Origin of the sequence: Streptomyces sp. NPDC012508 (assembly GCF_042902595.1) — a bacterium.
Taxonomy (GTDB): domain Bacteria; phylum Actinomycetota; class Actinomycetes; order Streptomycetales; family Streptomycetaceae; genus Streptomyces.
This window is the reverse complement of the sequence record NZ_JBIBEO010000006.1, coordinates 249501-264552: the sequence shown is the minus strand read 5'-3', so window position 1 is coordinate 264552 and position 15052 is coordinate 249501. Positions and strand designations below refer to the sequence as shown.

The 15052-nt window shown below is 73.8% G+C and carries 16 protein-coding genes; 5 read left to right on the top strand and 11 right to left on the bottom strand.

Annotation, left to right across the window (positions count from 1 at the left end):
* Positions 1-7: 7 nt before the first annotated feature.
* From ACFY8U_RS21875 to ACFY8U_RS21860, 4 genes are read right to left on the bottom strand one after another with little or no spacing between them, the layout of a single operon-like run.
* Positions 8-1057 carry an NAD(P)H-dependent flavin oxidoreductase gene (locus ACFY8U_RS21875; protein WP_389572594.1) on the bottom strand — a complete coding sequence of 350 codons (1050 nt, stop codon included), beginning with the start codon at positions 1055-1057 and terminating at the stop codon, positions 8-10.
* Entirely contained in the window at positions 1057-1794 is a 738-nt protein-coding gene (locus tag ACFY8U_RS21870; protein WP_389572591.1) for a CoA-transferase subunit beta, read from the bottom strand. Before ACFY8U_RS21870 ends, ACFY8U_RS21875 begins: the two co-directional genes overlap by 1 nt.
* A complete protein-coding gene (locus tag ACFY8U_RS21865; RefSeq protein WP_389572588.1) occupies positions 1791-2636 on the bottom strand; it encodes a CoA transferase subunit A in 846 nt (281 codons plus the stop codon). The genes ACFY8U_RS21870 and ACFY8U_RS21865 overlap by 4 nt, the downstream gene beginning before the upstream one ends.
* Complete coding sequence (locus tag ACFY8U_RS21860) at positions 2633-3394, bottom strand: enoyl-CoA hydratase family protein (RefSeq protein ID WP_389572586.1); 762 nt, start codon at positions 3392-3394, stop codon at positions 2633-2635. Before ACFY8U_RS21860 ends, ACFY8U_RS21865 begins: the two co-directional genes overlap by 4 nt.
* A gap of 67 nt (positions 3395-3461) precedes the next feature.
* On the opposite strand from ACFY8U_RS21860, the gene ACFY8U_RS21855 reads away from it, so the two are divergent.
* From ACFY8U_RS21855 to ACFY8U_RS21835, 5 genes are all read left to right on the top strand, one after another.
* Entirely contained in the window at positions 3462-4244 is a 783-nt protein-coding gene (locus tag ACFY8U_RS21855; protein ID WP_389572583.1) for an SDR family oxidoreductase, read from the top strand.
* Between the two features lies 1 nt (position 4245).
* A complete protein-coding gene (locus tag ACFY8U_RS21850) occupies positions 4246-5127 on the top strand; it encodes an SDR family oxidoreductase (RefSeq protein WP_389572581.1) in 882 nt (293 codons plus the stop codon).
* A gap of 147 nt (positions 5128-5274) precedes the next feature.
* Positions 5275-5697, top strand: coding sequence for a ribonuclease (locus ACFY8U_RS21845; RefSeq protein WP_361592973.1), 423 nt, complete (start codon positions 5275-5277; stop codon positions 5695-5697).
* 203 nt (positions 5698-5900) lie between these two features.
* Entirely contained in the window at positions 5901-6998 is a 1098-nt protein-coding gene (locus ACFY8U_RS21840) for a TauD/TfdA family dioxygenase (RefSeq protein ID WP_389572578.1), read from the top strand.
* Positions 6995-7543 (top strand): phosphonate degradation HD-domain oxygenase, encoded by a 549-nt coding sequence (locus tag ACFY8U_RS21835; RefSeq protein ID WP_389572576.1) that lies wholly within the window; start codon positions 6995-6997, stop codon positions 7541-7543. Before ACFY8U_RS21840 ends, ACFY8U_RS21835 begins: the two co-directional genes overlap by 4 nt.
* A 15-nt stretch (positions 7544-7558) precedes the next feature.
* Here ACFY8U_RS21835 and ACFY8U_RS21830 read toward each other — a convergent pair whose 3' ends face one another.
* The 7 genes from ACFY8U_RS21830 to ACFY8U_RS21800 form a co-directional block, all read right to left on the bottom strand.
* Positions 7559-8314, bottom strand: coding sequence for a GntR family transcriptional regulator (locus ACFY8U_RS21830; RefSeq protein ID WP_389572573.1), 756 nt, complete (start codon positions 8312-8314; stop codon positions 7559-7561).
* A 25-nt stretch (positions 8315-8339) separates the two neighbouring features.
* Complete coding sequence (locus ACFY8U_RS21825; protein WP_389572571.1) at positions 8340-8993, bottom strand: HAD family hydrolase; 654 nt, start codon at positions 8991-8993, stop codon at positions 8340-8342.
* Positions 8990-10066 carry an ABC transporter ATP-binding protein gene (locus ACFY8U_RS21820; protein WP_389572569.1) on the bottom strand — a complete coding sequence of 359 codons (1077 nt, stop codon included), beginning with the start codon at positions 10064-10066 and terminating at the stop codon, positions 8990-8992. The genes ACFY8U_RS21825 and ACFY8U_RS21820 overlap by 4 nt, the downstream gene beginning before the upstream one ends.
* On the bottom strand, positions 10063-10929 hold the full coding sequence (locus tag ACFY8U_RS21815; RefSeq protein ID WP_389572566.1) for an ABC transporter permease: 867 nt from the start codon (positions 10927-10929) through the stop codon (positions 10063-10065). Before ACFY8U_RS21815 ends, ACFY8U_RS21820 begins: the two co-directional genes overlap by 4 nt.
* Positions 10917-11843 carry an ABC transporter permease gene (locus ACFY8U_RS21810; protein ID WP_389572564.1) on the bottom strand — a complete coding sequence of 309 codons (927 nt, stop codon included), beginning with the start codon at positions 11841-11843 and terminating at the stop codon, positions 10917-10919. Before ACFY8U_RS21810 ends, ACFY8U_RS21815 begins: the two co-directional genes overlap by 13 nt.
* Positions 11844-11943: 100 nt before the next feature.
* Positions 11944-13095 (bottom strand): ABC transporter substrate-binding protein, encoded by a 1152-nt coding sequence (locus tag ACFY8U_RS21805; RefSeq protein WP_389572561.1) that lies wholly within the window; start codon positions 13093-13095, stop codon positions 11944-11946.
* Between the two features lie 194 nt (positions 13096-13289).
* Positions 13290-15050, bottom strand: coding sequence for an ankyrin repeat domain-containing protein (locus ACFY8U_RS21800; RefSeq protein WP_389572558.1), 1761 nt, complete (start codon positions 15048-15050; stop codon positions 13290-13292).
* Between the last annotated feature and the right edge of the window lie 2 nt (positions 15051-15052).

The window sequence follows — 15052 nt, the reverse complement described above, 5'->3', positions numbered from 1 at the left end:
GAGGGCTTCACCCTGGTGATGGCAGGGTGCGGAGCACGTGCTCGGCCTCGGACATGACCCGCAGGACGAGTTCCTCGCAGCTGGGGAGGTCCTCGATGATTCCCGCGACCTGTCCGGACGCCATGACACCGAGGTCGGTGCGGCCCTCGACCATGGACGCTCTGAGGAGCATGGGGGTGTTCGCGGCGAGCAGGACCTGGCTCCACGACAGGTCCTTGCCGTGTTTCATCGCGAGACCGTCGCGGACCATCCGTGACCACGAAAGCCCGGAGATCCCGCGGAAGCCCGCCGCGCGGCGGACCGCCTGTGCCAACGCCCGTACGCGCCCCGCCCGTTCGAGGGCGGCGACCATCTCCGTACGGAGCATCCGGTGCGGCAGCCCGTCGACGGCGGTCGTCACCGTCACGTCCTTGACCGTCGCGGCGAGGTACTTCGCCTTGACGGCGTCGGGAACGGTGGAGTCGGAGGTGAGGAGGAAACGGGTACCCATGGCGATGCCCGCGGCCCCGTAGGAGAGCGCGGCCACCAGACCGCGCCCGTCGTGGAAGCCGCCCGCGGCGATCACCGGGATGCCGACCGCGTCGACGACCTGCGGGAGCAGGACCGTCGTGGCCACGTCGCCGGTGTGCCCGCCGCCTTCGCCGCCCTGCACGATCACCGCGTCCGCGCCCCAGGCCGCGACCTTCTCGGCGTGCCGCCGGGCCCCGATGGAGGGGACGACGACCACGCCCGCGTCCTTGAGCTCCGCGATCAGCTCGCGGGAGGGGGCGAGGGCGAAGGAGGCGACCTGTACCCCCTCGTCGACGATGATTCGCACGCGCTCGCGGGCGTCGCCCGCGTCCGCGCGCAGGTTGACCCCGAACGGCCGGTCCGTACGGGACTTCACCTCGCGGACCGCGGCCCGGAGTTCGTCGACCGTCATCGTCGCGGAGGCGAGGATGCCGAGGGCGCCCGCCTCGGCCGTGGCGGTGACCAGGCGGGGGCCCGCGACCCAGCCCATGCCGGTCTGGACGATCGGATGCCGGACCCCGGTCAGCTTGGTGAGCGCCGTCTCCATCAGGCCCTGACCTCCCGGTCCCGCAGCCCCCGGGGGTCGATCACCTCGCGGATCAGCCGCAGCTCCTCGGCGGTCGGCTCGCGGGTGTACGGGACGGCGTCGCCGATCACGAGGTCGAAGCCGGTGGCCCGGCGGACCTGGTCCACGGTGACGCCCGGGTGCAGGGAGGCGAGCCGCATCGAGCGGTCGGGCGTCTCGAAGTCGAAGACGCCGAGGTCGGAGACGACCCGGGGGATCCGGTGGAAGCGGTTCACCCCGGCGGCTGCCGCGCGGTCGTGGCCGACCCCGCTGACCATGTCGACGCGTTCGACGAAGACCCTCGGGGAATGCTTGGGGATCCAGTAGCTGACCGGGTTGTTCAGGGTGTTGACCGGTGCGCCGCGGACGCCGAGGAGCTGCCGGGCAGGACGGGACCAGTCGCCGATGCACGAGATGTTCTGGTTGCCGTACCGGTCGATCTGGCTCGCGCCCATCATGACGTGCCGCTTGCCGCCGGTGACCATCGTCAGATGGCGGCGGTACGGCAGCCAGCCCTCGACCTCCCCGTCGAGGCCGACGAGCATCGCCTCGCCGTCGGTCAGGAGCAGGTCGGGGGAGAAGGAGCGCTTGGCCAGCCGGGCGCCGAAGGAGGAGACCGGGGCCATGGCGGCGGCGAGGACCTCGCCGCCGTCGCGCCAGGCCTCGGCGCAGGCGACGACGCAGTACTCGGCGCGGGTGACGGTCGTGGTCGTGGTCACTGCTGCTCCTCGTGCCAGACGCGGACGGCCTGCTGGTAGTCGTCCTCGCTCTTGCCGGAGAGGAAGCGCGCGGCGAACTCGGTCCAGGGAGTGGTCGCGTACAGCTTCTGGAAGGGTTCGTCACGGCCGCGGTCGGGGACGCAGGAGGTGAAGTGGGCGCCGTTCGGTGTCTCGACGACGCCGGTGACGCTGTGCCGGCTGACGAGCAGGGACTGCGGGGCGGTGCCGGCGTCGAACCGCTCGACGATCCGCTCGCACGAGAGGTACGCGGTGTCGGCGGCCTCGCAGAAGAGGTCGTCGAAGTACGGGTCGGGGCCCAGGTACTGGCCGTTGCCGAGCCGGTCGGCGCGGTTGAGGTGGACGAAGGCGGCGTCCATGCGCAGGGCGGGCACGGCGACGAACGTCTCGCCGTCCTCGTAGGGCGAGGTGACCGTCCGCAGCTCGGGGTTGACCGTCATCACGTCCGAACCGAGACCGGCGCGGACGGGCATGAAGGGCAGCCGGTTGGCGGCGGCGTGGAGGCCCCACATGAACATGGCCTCGTCGAGTTCGGTCATGGTGAAGTCGCCGCGTTCGCGGGCGGCGCGGAAGTGCGGTTCGAGGGGGATGGAGTCCAGGGTGGTGAAGGCGGCCACCAGCCGGCGGATCCGGCCGGCGGCTGCCAGCAGCCCGACGTCGGGGCCCCCGTACGAGACCACGGTGAGATCGGTGATCTCGGACCGGAGCAGCGCTCTGACCAGCGCCATCGGCTTACGGCGGGAGCCCCAGCCGCCGATGCCGAGGGTCATGCCGCTGTGCAGGCGGCCCACCACCTCGTCGGGGGTCATCGTCTTGTCGGTCACGAGCCGGCCTCCCTGGCCTCGTCCTTGCCGAAGGTGTCACGGACGCGGTCGGCGACCCCGCTGAGGTTGGCCTCGAAGGTGAAGCCCTGCTCGAAGCGGTAGCTGCGGCGCACGTCCACGGGGTCGATGCCGTTGATCGCGGCCTTGGCGAGCCGGATCAGATACCCGTCCTTCCGGGCGATCTCGGCCGCCAGCTCCAGCGCCGCGCCGAGGAGTTCCTCGCGTGGCACGACCTTCCAGACCGAGCCGTGGGCGTGCAGCTCGGCGGCGGTGGCGGTGCGCGAGGTGTAGTACAGCGCGCGCATCAGATGCTGGGGGACGAGCCGGGCCAGGTGGGTGGCGGCGCCGAGGGCGCCGCGGTCGAGTTCGGGCAGTCCGAAGGTGGCGTCGTCGGATGCCACGATCGCGTCCGCGTTGCCGACGAGCCCGATGCCGCCGCCCAGGCAGAAGCCGCCGACCGCCGCGACGACCGGCACCTCGCACTCGTACACCGCCGCGAACGCCTCCGCGCAGCCGTGGTTGGCGCCGATGAGCCTGCCGTGCCCGGTGTCCCGCTGCATCTCCTTGATGTCGACCCCGGCGTTGAAACCGCGGCCCGCGGCGGTCAGGACGACGCAGCGGGTCCCCGGGTCCCGGCCGGCCGCGCGGACGGCGTCGGCGAGCTCGTACCAGCCCTGTACGGGCAGGGCGTTGACCGGTGGGAAGTCGACGGTGACGAGGGCGATGCCCTTGCCCGGGCTTGTGGTGGAGACACCCATGAGCGGATCAGCTACCTTTCCACCAAACATTTGTTAGGTGACTGCTTGGTGAGGAAGGTAGCAGCCGATGGAGCTGGACGGGAGGGTCGCCGTCGTCACCGGCGGCACACGCGGGGTCGGCGCGGGCATCGCGCGGGCCCTTCTCGGGGCGGGGGCGCGGGTGATCGTCTGCGCCCGCCGACCGCCGGACACGCCCGTGGCGGAGGGCGGCCGCGAGGCCTTCTTCGTCCCCGTCGACCTGCGCGAACCCGCCGCCGTCGGCGCGTTCTTCGCCGAGGTCGGCGAGCGGTACGGCCGGCTCGACGTGCTGGTCAACAACGCGGGCGGCACGCCCTACCGGCTCCTGGGGGAGGGGGGCGCCGAACGGCACGCACGGGTGGTGGAGTTGAACCTGACCGTCCCGCTACGGGTGTCGCTCGCCGCCCACGGGCTGCTGCGGGCCGCGCGCGGCTCCGTCGTCATGATCGGCAGCGTCAGCGCGACCCGGCCCTCACCGGGCACGGCCGCGTACGGCGCCGCGAAGGCCGGCCTGGAGAACCTCGCGCGCTCGATGGCCGTGGAGTGGGCTCCGTACGTCCGGGTGAACACCCTGGTCCTCGGGATGGTCCGGACCGAACTTTCCCATCTGCACTACGGGGACGAGGACGGGATCGCGGCCGTCGCCCGGACCGTGCCGCTCGGCCGGCTCGCCGATCCCTCGGACGTGGGGGAGGCGGTGGTCTTCCTGGCCTCCGACCGGGCCGGCTACATCTCCGGAGCCTCACTGCTGGTGCACGGGGGCGGCGAGCGCCCCGCCTTTCTGGAAGCCGCGACGGTCAACCATGCCGCAACTGCCGACAAGGAGAGCTGAGATGGGTCTGTGCGAGGGCCGGGTCGTGATCGTGACCGGTGCGGGACGGGGCCTGGGGCGGGCGCACGCGCGCGCCTTCGCCGCCGAGGGGGCGAAGGTCGTGGTCAACGACCTGGGGGTGGGTCTCGACGGCTCCGCCGGGTCGGGCTCGCCCGCCGGGCAGGTGGTGGAGGAGATCCGTACGGCGGGCGGCGAGGCCGTCGCGCACGGCGGCGACGTCGCCACGGAGGAGGGGGCGGCCTCGCTGGTGGCCGCCGCGCTGGACGCCTTCGGACGCCTGGACACCCTGGTCAACAACGCGGGCTTCCTGCGGGACCGGATGCTGGTGAACCTCGGCGAGGACGACTGGGACGCGGTGATGCGCGTCCATGTGAAGGGCCACTTCCTGCCCCTGCGGCACGCGGCGGCGTACTGGCGCGCGGAGGCGAAGGCGGGTCGCAAACCGGTGGCCCGGGTCGTCAACACCACCTCGGGCGCAGGCCTGTCGGGGAGCGTCGGGCAGGGCAACTACGCGGCGGCCAAGGCGGGCATCGTCGGTCTGACGCTGGTCGCGGCGGCGGAGATGGGCCGTTACGGGGTCCAGGTCAACGCGATCGCCCCGGCGGCCAGGACGCGGATGACGGAGCAGGCCTTCGCGGGCCTGGAGGGCGCACCGGAGGACGTCTCCCCGCTGGTCGTCTGGCTGGGCTCCGCCGCCTCGGCGGGTGTGACCGGCCGTGTCTTCGAGGCGGAGGGCGGCCGGATCACGGTCATGGAGGGCTGGCGACCGGGCCCGACGGCCGACAAGGGGGCGCGCTGGAGCCCGGCGGAGGCGGGGGAGGCGGCCTCGAAACTCCTGGCGGAGGCGGAGGTGCCGCGACCGGTGTACGGCGCGGGTGGATGAGCCTTCACCTGCGAAGAAGGGGAGGACGTGACGTCCGGGTGAGGGCCGCACACGCGGCCCCCACATCGGGCAGAAGAAGTTAACGTCCGTGGAAATCAAGGGAGTTGGACTGTCGGGGCCGCTTCTACGCGCGTCATCATCGGGGGCATGCGAATCCCCCCACGATTCACCGTCATCGGCGGCGCCGCCGCCCTCGTCTCGACCCTCCTCCTGGGCGCCCCGGCCGGCGCGGCCGTCGCCCCGGCGGCCCCGGTGTCCGCCGCGTCCGCCTACTCGGCCGCCGCCGTCGGCGAGATCTGCTACTCCGACCTCCCCTCCCAGGCCCACGACACCCTCCGCCTGATAGAGCAGGGCGGACCCTTCCCGTACGACCAGGACGGCAGCGTCTTCCAGAACCGCGAAGGCATCCTCCCGGCCCACTCCACCGGCTACTACCACGAGTACACGGTGAAGACCCCGGGCTCCTCCACCCGCGGTGCCCGCCGGATCGTGACCGGTGAGTCCCACCAGGAGGACTACTACACCGCCGACCACTACGCCTCGTTCGACCTCGTCGACCACGGCTGCTGAACCACCCGCCCCCCTCAGCCCCCGGTTCGCGGCCGGCCCCCATCCTGGCCGGGCCGCGGACCGGGCACGATGGCGTCCATGACGTGCCGCCTGTCGCCGGAGTCCGGTTCGGGCGGCTGTTGGGCTGTCCGTAACCCCTCGGTCATCCGCGGCTGCGAGGCTCCTCGGAGAACGGAAGTTGTCTGTACAACTTGGAGAACCTCATGGCGTCACTCGCCGCCGCACCGCCGCTCTGGCTGCGCGACAACTGTCCCTGCACCGCCTGCCGGGACCCCCGGAACGGCCAGAAGCTGTTCCAGATCACCGAGCTCCCCGCCGCGCTCGCCGTCGGCACCGTCCATGACACCCGCACCCCCGACGGCGCCCCCGCCCGCGAAGTCGTCTGGGCTCCCGACGGACACCGGTCGGTCTACGCCGAGTCCTGGCTGGGCGCCCACCTCCCCGGCGCGGCGGCCGCACCCGGCGACGGCCGCACCGAGGACGACAAGGAGCTGTGGGCCGCCGAGCGGTTCGCCGACGGGCTCCCCGAGGCCGACTGGACCGCCTACACGACCGACCCCACCGTCCGCGCCGACACCCTCGACGCCGTGCTCCGCCTGGGCTTCGCGGTCGTCCGGAACGTGCCCGTCCGCGACCGCCAGGTCCTCGACGTGGCCCGTACCTTCGGCTACGTACGCGAGACCAACTACGGCGAGCTGTTCGAGGTCCGGGTCGAGGCCGACCCCAACAACCTCGCGTTCACCGGCGCGCGGATCACCCCGCACACCGACAACCCCTACCGCGACCCGGTCCCCACCCTCCAGCTGCTGCACTGCCTCACCAACGCGGCGCAGGGCGGCGACTCCGGCCTCGTCGACGGCTTCCACGCCGCTTCCCTGCTGCGCGCCGAGGACCCGGAGGCGTACGAGATCCTCACCCGCGTCCCCGTGCCGTTCGCCTTCGCCGACGAGCGGACCGAACTCCGCGCCCACCGGCCCCTGATCGGCACCGACCCGACCGGCCGGATCCGCGAGATCCGCTTCAACAACCGCTCCATCGGTACCCTGCGGCTGCCCGCCGACCTCCTCGCCGACTTCTACGCGGCCTACCGGCGCTTCGGCGAGCTGCTCCTCCGAACGGAGCTCCAGCTCGACTTCCGGCTCACCCCCGGCGACTGCCTGATCTTCGACAACACGCGGCTGCTGCACGCCAGGACCGCGTTCGCCGAGTCCGGCGACCGCCACCTCCAGGGCGCCTACGCCGACATCGACGGCCTCGCCTCCACGCTGGCCGTCCTGCGCCGGGAAGGGACCGCGAAGTGAACCCCCTCGACACCCTCGCCACGCTCTTCGAGGGCGAAGGCAGCGCCGAGTACTTCGGCGAGGCCGTCACCCAGGCCGAGCACATGCTCCAGGCCGGCGCCCTCGCCGAGGCGGCCGGTGCCCCGCCGCACCTGGTCGCGGCGGCGCTGCTCCACGACGTCGGCCACTTCCAGGGCGCGGTCACCGGCCGTGACCTGATGGAGAACGGCACCGACAACCGCCACAGCCACACCGGGGCCGACTGGCTCGACCAGTGGTTCGGGCCCGAAGTCACCGAACCCGTACGGCTGCACGTCGCCGCCAAGCGGTACCTGTGCGCCGTCGAGCCCGGCTACGTCGCGCTGCTCTCCGAGGCATCCGTCCACACCCTGGAGGTCCAGGGCGGGCCGATGACCGAGGACCAGGTCCGCGCCTTCGAGGCCCACCCGGGGGCCGCCGACGCCGTCGCCGTACGCCGCTGGGACGAGCAGGCGAAGGACCCGGACCTGCCGACCCCCGGCTTCGCGCACTTCAGGCCCCTGCTGGCCGCCCTGCTCAGAAGCTGAGCGCAAGAACCTCGGTCAGGAACCGAGCCGCCTGCCCAGCGCGCTCGTCGCCGTCGAGCTCTGCATCGTGAACGCCACCGTCCCCGGCAGATAGCGGTCCTGCGACCACTCCACCGGGTTCCCCGCCGGGTCGGTCGAGTGCCGCCGCTCCCGCAGTAGCGACTCCCCGGCCCGGCAGCCCAGCAGCTCCGCGTCGTCCGCGTCGGCCGGCACCAGATCGATGGTGTGCCGGGCGTCGGCGAACAGCACGCCGTGCAGCTCCAGTTGCTCCGAGTGCGAAGCCGTGTCCAGCGGCATCCCGGCCACCAGCTCCCCGATCCGCTCCGGATACGTCGTGCGCTCCACCATCACCGGCGTGCCCGCGAGCGTCCGCAGCCGCCGCACCCGGTAGACCGGCGCGCCCTCCTCGACGCGCAGCTTCTCGGCCTCCTCCGCGTCCGCCGGCACCCGCTCCACCGCCACGATCCTGCCCCCCGGCTCCTCGCCGAGCGAGCGCGCCCAGCGCGTGAAGGAACGCAGCTCGCCGAAGCTGTGGAGCCGGGGCCCGCCGAGGACCACCCGGCGCGAGCCGCGCCGGGAGGTGATCAGCCCGTCGGTGCGCAGCGCGGCCAGCGCCTGGCGGACCGTCCCCCGGGACACGCCGTAACGACGGGCCAGTTCGTCCTCCGCCGGCAGCTTCGCCCCGGAGCCGTACTCGCCCGCCGTGATGGCGGTCCGCAGATCGGCGGCGACCTTCAGATACAGCGGCGTCCGCGCCCGTTCCTCACTCACACGTCCACCCTGTCATGTGCCCCGCTCACCCGACCAGGGAGTGCAGGAGCTCGGGGTCGACCTCGGTCAACGAGCCCGCCAGCGTGACGCCTTCGGTCCCGGCGAACTCCCCGAGCGGCTCCGTCGACGGCACGGCGAGGACGCGGCAGCCGGCGGCGACGGCCGAGGCGACCCCCGTCGGGCTGTCTTCGACCGCCACGCACCGCCCGGGCTCGGCGCCGAGCGCCACGGCGGCCGCCAGATAGGGGTCGGGCTCCGGCTTCGTCCGTGCCGTGTCCTCCGCGCCGAACAGCGCGTCGAACCGGTGCCCGTCCAGGGTGCTCGCCACCTGGGCGACGACCGCCCGTGGCGAGGCGGAGACCAGCGCCGTCGGCACCCGGCTCTCCCGCAGCGCGGCGAGCAGCCGCAGCGCGCCCGGGCGGGGCGCCGCGGCCACCGCGAGCCGCCCGGCGAAGTCCGCGCTCAGCTCTGCGGCGAGCTCGGCCGCCGGGGCGTCCAGGTAGGTGTGCAGCAGGGCCGCGGTGTCCTCGACGGACCGTCCCGTCACCGCCGTTCGGCGCCCGGCGTCCAGGGCGCGGCCCCGGCGCGCGGCGGCCGTCTCGACGACGTCCAGCCAGACGCCCTCGGTGTCGACGAGGGTCCCGTCCATGTCGAACAGGACCGCCTGCAGCCGTGTCACGCCGCACCGCCCGTCGGCGCGGAGGAGACGAGCAGCACGGGCCGCTGGTGCGGACGGACGGAGACGTCCGTGCCCGGGGTGAGCCCGGCCGCCGCGTGCGTGGGGACGTCCGCCTTGACGTCCGTACCGTCGGGCAGGGTGATCCGCAGCCGGGTCGTCGGGCCGTGGAACGAGGTGCCGGTGACGCGGGCGGGGCCGCCCGCCGTCACCTCCAGGGCCTCCGGTCGCAGGAGCACCCGCACGTCACCCGTGCCGCCCGACCCCTCGACCGGCAGCCGGGCGCCGAGCACCTCGACGAGACCGTCGCCCACGGCCCGGCCGGGAACCCGGTTCATGGTGCCGATGAACCCCGCGACGAAGTCCGTGGCGGGACGCTCGTACAACTCCGTGGGAGTGGCGCACTGTTCGAGCCGGCCGCCGTTCATGACCGCGACCCGGTCGGCCATCGACAGCGCCTCCTCCTGGTCGTGCGTGACGAACACGGTGGTGATGCCCAGCTCCAGCTGGAGCCGGCGGATCTCCTCCCGGAGCGTCACCCGGACCCGGGCGTCGAGCGCCGAAAGCGGCTCGTCGAGCAGCAGCAGCCGGGGACGCAGCGCCAGCGCGCGGGCCAGCGCGACCCGCTGCTGCTGGCCGCCGGAGAGCTGGTGCGGGAAGCGGTCGCCGTGGCCGGCGAGCCCGACCAGTTCGAGCAGCTCGGCGGCGCGCGCACGCCGCTCGGCGGCCCGCACCTTGCGCATCCGCAGCCCGAAGGACACGTTGTCGGCGGCCGTGAGGTGCGGGAAGAGGCTGTACGACTGGAACACCATCGCCGTGTCACGGCGGTTGGCGGGCACCGGCACGATGTCCTCGCCGTCGAGCAGGACCTGGCCCTCGTCGGGCCGCTCGAATCCGGCGAGCACGCGCAGCGCGGTCGTCTTGCCGCAGCCGGACGGGCCGAGCAGGGCGAGGAGTTCGCCGGGGGCGACGTCCAGGTCGAGGCCGTCGAGCGCGACGGCGGAGCCGAAGGACCGGCGCAGGCCGCGCAGCTGGAGAGCCGCCCCGGTCCGGGTGGGGGTGTCGGTCACGGTCATCGGGAGGTCTTTCCTCGGGAAGCCTCGGTGGCTTCGGACGTACGGGAAGGGCGCGACGCGCGGCGGCGGTCGCCCCGGCGCCGGTTGCCCACGGTGGTCAGCGCGAGCAGCAGCACCCAGGTCAGCAACAGACTCAGCAGCGACACGGCCACCGAGAGCCGGGCGTCGGAGCCGGAGGCCTGCACGATCCACACCGCGAAGGGCTGGTAGCCGAGGAGCGAGGCGACCGTGAACTCGCCGAGCACCAGCGCCAGCGTCAGGAACGAGGCGTTCAGGAGCGCGCCGCGCAGATTGGGCAGCACGGCCGAGACCAGCGCACGCGGCCAGGACGCGCCGCAGTCCCGCGCGGCCTCGACCAGCGTGCGGACGTCGACCGCGCGCAGACCCGCGTCGAGCGCCCGGTGGACGAAGGGGAGCGCCATCACGGCGTACGCGAGGACCAGGACGAAGGGGAAGTCCGGGTTCTGCACGGCCACGAAGGTCTGGTAGAGCGGGGTCGTGGAGAGCTTCTCCGGACCCCAGCGCAGGACGGTTCCGAGCCCGGCGGTCAGCGCCACCGGCGGCACCACCAGCGGCAGCGTGCACACGATCTCCAGGACCGGCCGCAGCCGGGGCACCGAGAGCCGGGCCGCGACCGCCGCGGGGATGGTGATCAGCAGGACGAGCGCGACGGTCGCCGCCGCGAGCCCCAGCGAGAGCAGCAGACTGCCGGTGAACCCGGGCGCGGTGAAGATCCGGGTGTACGAGGAGAGGGTGAGCCCCTGCCCGGGGATGTCCACGGTGAAGACGGCGGACGCGAGCAGCGGCACCAGGAAGTAGATCCCCGCGACCAGGAGGACGAAGGGACGTCCTAGGCGAGCCATCGGGTGCTCCTTCGCTGGAGGGGGAGGTGGACGGCCATCACGAGCGCCGCGACCACGACCATGTCGAGGCTCAGCGCGAGCGCCACGTTCTCCTGGCCGACCAGGACGTTGCCGGAGAGCGCGTCCGCGATCTGCAGGGTGACCAGCGGCACGGAGCTGCCGACCATCGCCGCCGCCGTCGCGTACGCGGCGAACGCGCTGCCGAACAGCAGCACGAAGCCACCCAGCAGGGACGGCAGGAGCACCGGGATGCCGACATGCCGCCAGTACTGCCAGGTCGTCGCGCCGTTGTCGTGGGCCGCCTCGCGCCACTGCACGCGCAGTCCGTCGAGCGCGGGCGCGACGGTCAGCACCATCAGCGGCACGAGGAAGTACAGATAGGTCAGGGCGAGGCCCCAGAATCCGTACAGCGACCAGCCGTGGTCGGCGAGACCGAGGTGGGTGGTGAGCACGCCCGCGTTGCCGAGGGTGGCGACGAACGCGAAGGCGAGCGGGACTCCGCCGAAGTTGGCGAGCACACCGGACGCCGTGAGGACGGCTTCGCGGAGCGCCCGGCCGCGCGAGGAGACCACGGCCTGGGCGAGGAGAAGACCGAAGACCGTGCCCGCGGCGGCCGTGAGCGCGGAGAGCTCGACACTGCCGATCAGGGCGGTGCGGTACGCGCCGTCCACGGACCGGGTCACGTTGTCGAGGCCGTACCCGCCGTCGGCGACGGTGAAGGCACCGTCGGCCATGGCGAGCGCGGGCAGCCCGAAGGCGAGCGCGACGACCAGGAACAGCGGCAGGGCGGCGAGCCAGCCGCTGGGCCGCCTGCGGCGCAGGGCCCGGCGCACGGGGGCGTGCGGGGCGGGCGGGGTGGGCAGGGCGTGCGGGGCCGCGGGCGAGACCGGGGCCGCGAGGGAGTCGTCGGCCATGGGGGAACCGGCGGTTCCCGACCCCGCCGGGGCCACCCGCGCGGTATGCGCGTGGGCGGCCCCGGACGGGGCGGTGGAGGAGTGCGGAGTCATCGAGGCGTCACCCGGAGACGGCCGCGGCCCAGCCCTGCGACAGGGTCTCCTTGGCCTTGGACGTCTGCTGCTCGGTGGGGAACTCCGGGGTGCCGGAGACCTTCGGCAGCGCGGCGGCGGCGGTCTTGTCGAGCGTGCCGTCGGCCTCCATGGCCGGCATCAGGACGGGCCGGGCGTAGCCCTTGAGCCACAGGTTCTGGCCCTCGGCGCTGTACAGGTACTCCTGCCACAGCCGCGCGGCCGCCGGGTGCGGGGCGTCCTTGTTGATCGCCTGCGAGTAGAACTGGGCGTAGACACCGTCCGTGGGCACGGCGACCTTCCAGTCCACGCCCTTGGACGCGAACTGCTCGGCGTAGCCGGCGTTGAGGTAGTCCCAGTCGATGGAGATGGGCGTCTCGCCCTTCTCCACGGTGGCGGGGGTCGACTCGACGGGGTTGTAGTTGCCGTTCTTCTTCAGCTTGCCGAAGAAGTCGATGCCCGGCTGGATGTCGTCGAACGAGCCGCCGTTGGCCAGCGCCGCCGCGTAGACGCCGCCGAAGGCCGAGCCGGACTTCGTCGGGTTGCCGTTGAGGGCGACCTTGCCCTTGTATTCGGGCTTGAGCAGATCGGCGAAGGTCTGCGGGCAGACCTTGACGCGCTTGGCGTCGCAGCCGATGGAGACGTAGCCCCCGTAGTCGTTGAACCAGCGGCCCTGGGCGTCGCGCTGCGTCTGGGGGATCTTGTCGAAGGCGGCGACCTTGTACGGGGCGGTCAGGCCCTGCTCGCCGGCGGCCTGGGCGAAGGAGGCGCCGAGGTCGAGGACGTCGGGGGCGCGGTCCTGGCCCTTGCGGGACTTCACCGCGTTGATCTCGTCCTGGCTGGAGCCGTCGGGGTTCTCGACGTTCACCTTGATGCCGTACTTCGCGGTGAAGCCGTCGATGATCGCGCCGTAGTTCGCCCAGTCGCGGGGGATGGCGATCGCGTTGAGCGTGCCCTCCTTCTTGGCGGCGGCGACCAGGGCGTCCATCCCGCCGGCCTCGGTGGCGGAGCCGGCGGTGGCGAGGTCCTTCCCGTCGGCGCCCGCGGCGCCCTTCGTGGGGGCGGCGCCGCAGGCGGTGAGGGTCAGGGTGGTCAGACCGAGGGCGCCGAGAAGAACGGCGGCGCGGGCAAGGGAGGTCACGCGTACTCCATGGGGGAAGGGGAGCGGGGCCAAGATGTATGAACAACTGTTGTCCATACAACTCCTGCATTACGGGGGGTCGCGATGACCCGTCGGTGAACGCGAGGCGAAGCCCGCCCTGCGATTCCCCGGCGGAACGGGGGGCTCGGCTCTCCGCCGGGCGCGCCCGGAAGCCGGGGTTCCCGCCCCCGCCGTCAGCGGCAGCGCGGGGCCGTCCACTCCAGGCGGGTCCTGACCCGGGGGTCCGCGATGTACTCGACGGCGGCCAGCGCGGTGTCGCGGGCCGAGCCCTCCGGGTCGCCGTCGGCGAGGATGCGCGCCAAGACCTCGACGGCGCGCGGATCCTGACGCATCGCCAGCCCTCGGGCGGCCTCGGCCACGGCGTCCTCGTCGTCGTCCGCGAGCCGCGCGACGAGCGCCGCCCGCAGGACGGGGGTGTCCTCGGGCACCTCCGCGAGCGCGAGCGTCGCCCAGTCCCGTACGCCGTGGTCGTGGTCCCGGCTCAGTGCGATCAGGGTCGACACCGCCTCGGGGTGCCCGGCGGGCACGGGCCCGGTGAGCGCGCAGCCGAGCGCCCGCCGCACCTCGATGTCGGGGTGCGAGGCCAGCGCCAGCAGCTCGGGCAGTGCCTCCGCCTCCCCGCACCGCCCGAGCGCGACGACGGCGGAGAGCGCGGGCTCCCGGGCGGCGCCGGGGGAGGCTCCCGGACCCGCCTCCGCCGCCATCGCCGCCGCCCCGGCTCGGGTCTCCCACCCGGCTCGGGCCTCCGACCCCGCTCCGGCCTTTGCCTCCGCGCCGGTCTCCGACTCCGCTCCGGTCTCCGACTCCGCTCCGGTCTCCGACTCCGCTCCGGCCTTCGCCTCCGCGCCGGTCTCCGACTCCGCTCCGGCCTTCGCCTCCGCGCCGGTCTCCGACTCCGCTCCGGCCTTCGCCTCCGCGGGCGCCTTCGCCGGCAGCGCGGCCTCCGCGGCCCCCGCAGCCTCCTCCGCCGCTTCCGCCGCGAGGCGGCGCAGGACCGGGACGGCCTGCGCCGTGAAGCGGTCGAGGCTGCCCAGGACGCGGGCGCCCAGCGCCCGCCGGAGCGGGCCGCCGCTCGCGCACCAGCCCGCCGCCACCCGGAAGGTCTCCTCGTCGTCGCGGTGGGCCAGCGCGCGGACCGCCTCCTTCCAGTCGTCCAGGTCCGGGTCCCCGCAGCCCAGGGCGCGGGTGGCGAGCTCCTCGGGCGACACCCGCACACCGAGTGCCCGCTCCAGGAGCGTGGCGATCGCCGCGTGCCCGGTCTGCTGCTCGTTGCCCCTGCTCGGCGCGCCGTTCGCCCGCAGCACGTCGACGACGACGGTCACTCCGCCCTCCTCGTACACGCGCCGCACCACGGTCTCGCCGGACCCCTCGGGCCCGCCCGCGTCGAGCAGTCCACGCCGCAGCTCCTCGGCGATGTCCACGCCGATCCAGCGCCGGGCCTCCCGCAGGGCGTCCTCGGCCGGCCCCGCGCCGTACTCGAGGAGCGCCCGCACGCTCGCGGTCGAGCCGCGCCGCGCCGCCGCCACCAGCGGCGGGAGCCCGTCGGGCCCGGGCCGGCTCGGCGCGGCGCCGTGTTCGAGCAGGATCCGTACCGTCTCGGCGTGCCCGAGCCGCACCGCCCAGTCCAGGGCCGTGAAGCCGAACGCCTCGGCCTGGTCCGCCTGTGCCCCGCCCGCGAGCAGCGCCCGCACCACCTCGGCGTGGCCGCCGCAGGCCGCCCCGCACAGCGGAAGGTCCCCCGCCTCCTCTCCGCTGCCCCGGCCCGGATCCGCCCCCGCCGCCAGCAGGAGCCGGACGATCCCCGGCTCGTTCGCGACGGCCGCCCGGTACAGCGCCGTCTCCCCTTCGTCGTCGGTCTCGGCGGAGACCCCGGCCCGCAGGACGCGCACCACGGCGTCGTCCCCCTCGTACATTGCCTCGAACAACGTGCTCATCC

Bases quoted from the DNA above. Each gene is read 5' to 3' on its own strand.
- ACFY8U_RS21875 (WP_389572594.1), bottom strand. From the start codon at position 1,057: ATGGAGACGGCGCTCACCAAGCTGACCGGGGTCCGGCATCCGATCGTC.
- ACFY8U_RS21860 (WP_389572586.1), bottom strand. From the start codon at position 3,394: ATGGGTGTCTCCACCACAAGCCCGGGCAAGGGCATCGCCCTCGTCACC.
- ACFY8U_RS21855 (WP_389572583.1), top strand. From the start codon at position 3,462: ATGGAGCTGGACGGGAGGGTCGCCGTCGTCACCGGCGGCACACGCGGG.
- ACFY8U_RS21850 (WP_389572581.1), top strand. From the start codon at position 4,246: ATGGGTCTGTGCGAGGGCCGGGTCGTGATCGTGACCGGTGCGGGACGG.
- ACFY8U_RS21845 (WP_361592973.1), top strand. From the start codon at position 5,275: ATGCGAATCCCCCCACGATTCACCGTCATCGGCGGCGCCGCCGCCCTC.
- ACFY8U_RS21840 (WP_389572578.1), top strand. From the start codon at position 5,901: ATGGCGTCACTCGCCGCCGCACCGCCGCTCTGGCTGCGCGACAACTGT.
- ACFY8U_RS21820 (WP_389572569.1), bottom strand. From the start codon at position 10,066: ATGACCGTGACCGACACCCCCACCCGGACCGGGGCGGCTCTCCAGCTG.
- ACFY8U_RS21815 (WP_389572566.1), bottom strand. From the start codon at position 10,929: ATGGCTCGCCTAGGACGTCCCTTCGTCCTCCTGGTCGCGGGGATCTAC.
- ACFY8U_RS21810 (WP_389572564.1), bottom strand. From the start codon at position 11,843: ATGGCCGACGACTCCCTCGCGGCCCCGGTCTCGCCCGCGGCCCCGCAC.
- ACFY8U_RS21800 (WP_389572558.1), bottom strand. From the start codon at position 15,050: ATGAGCACGTTGTTCGAGGCAATGTACGAGGGGGACGACGCCGTGGTG.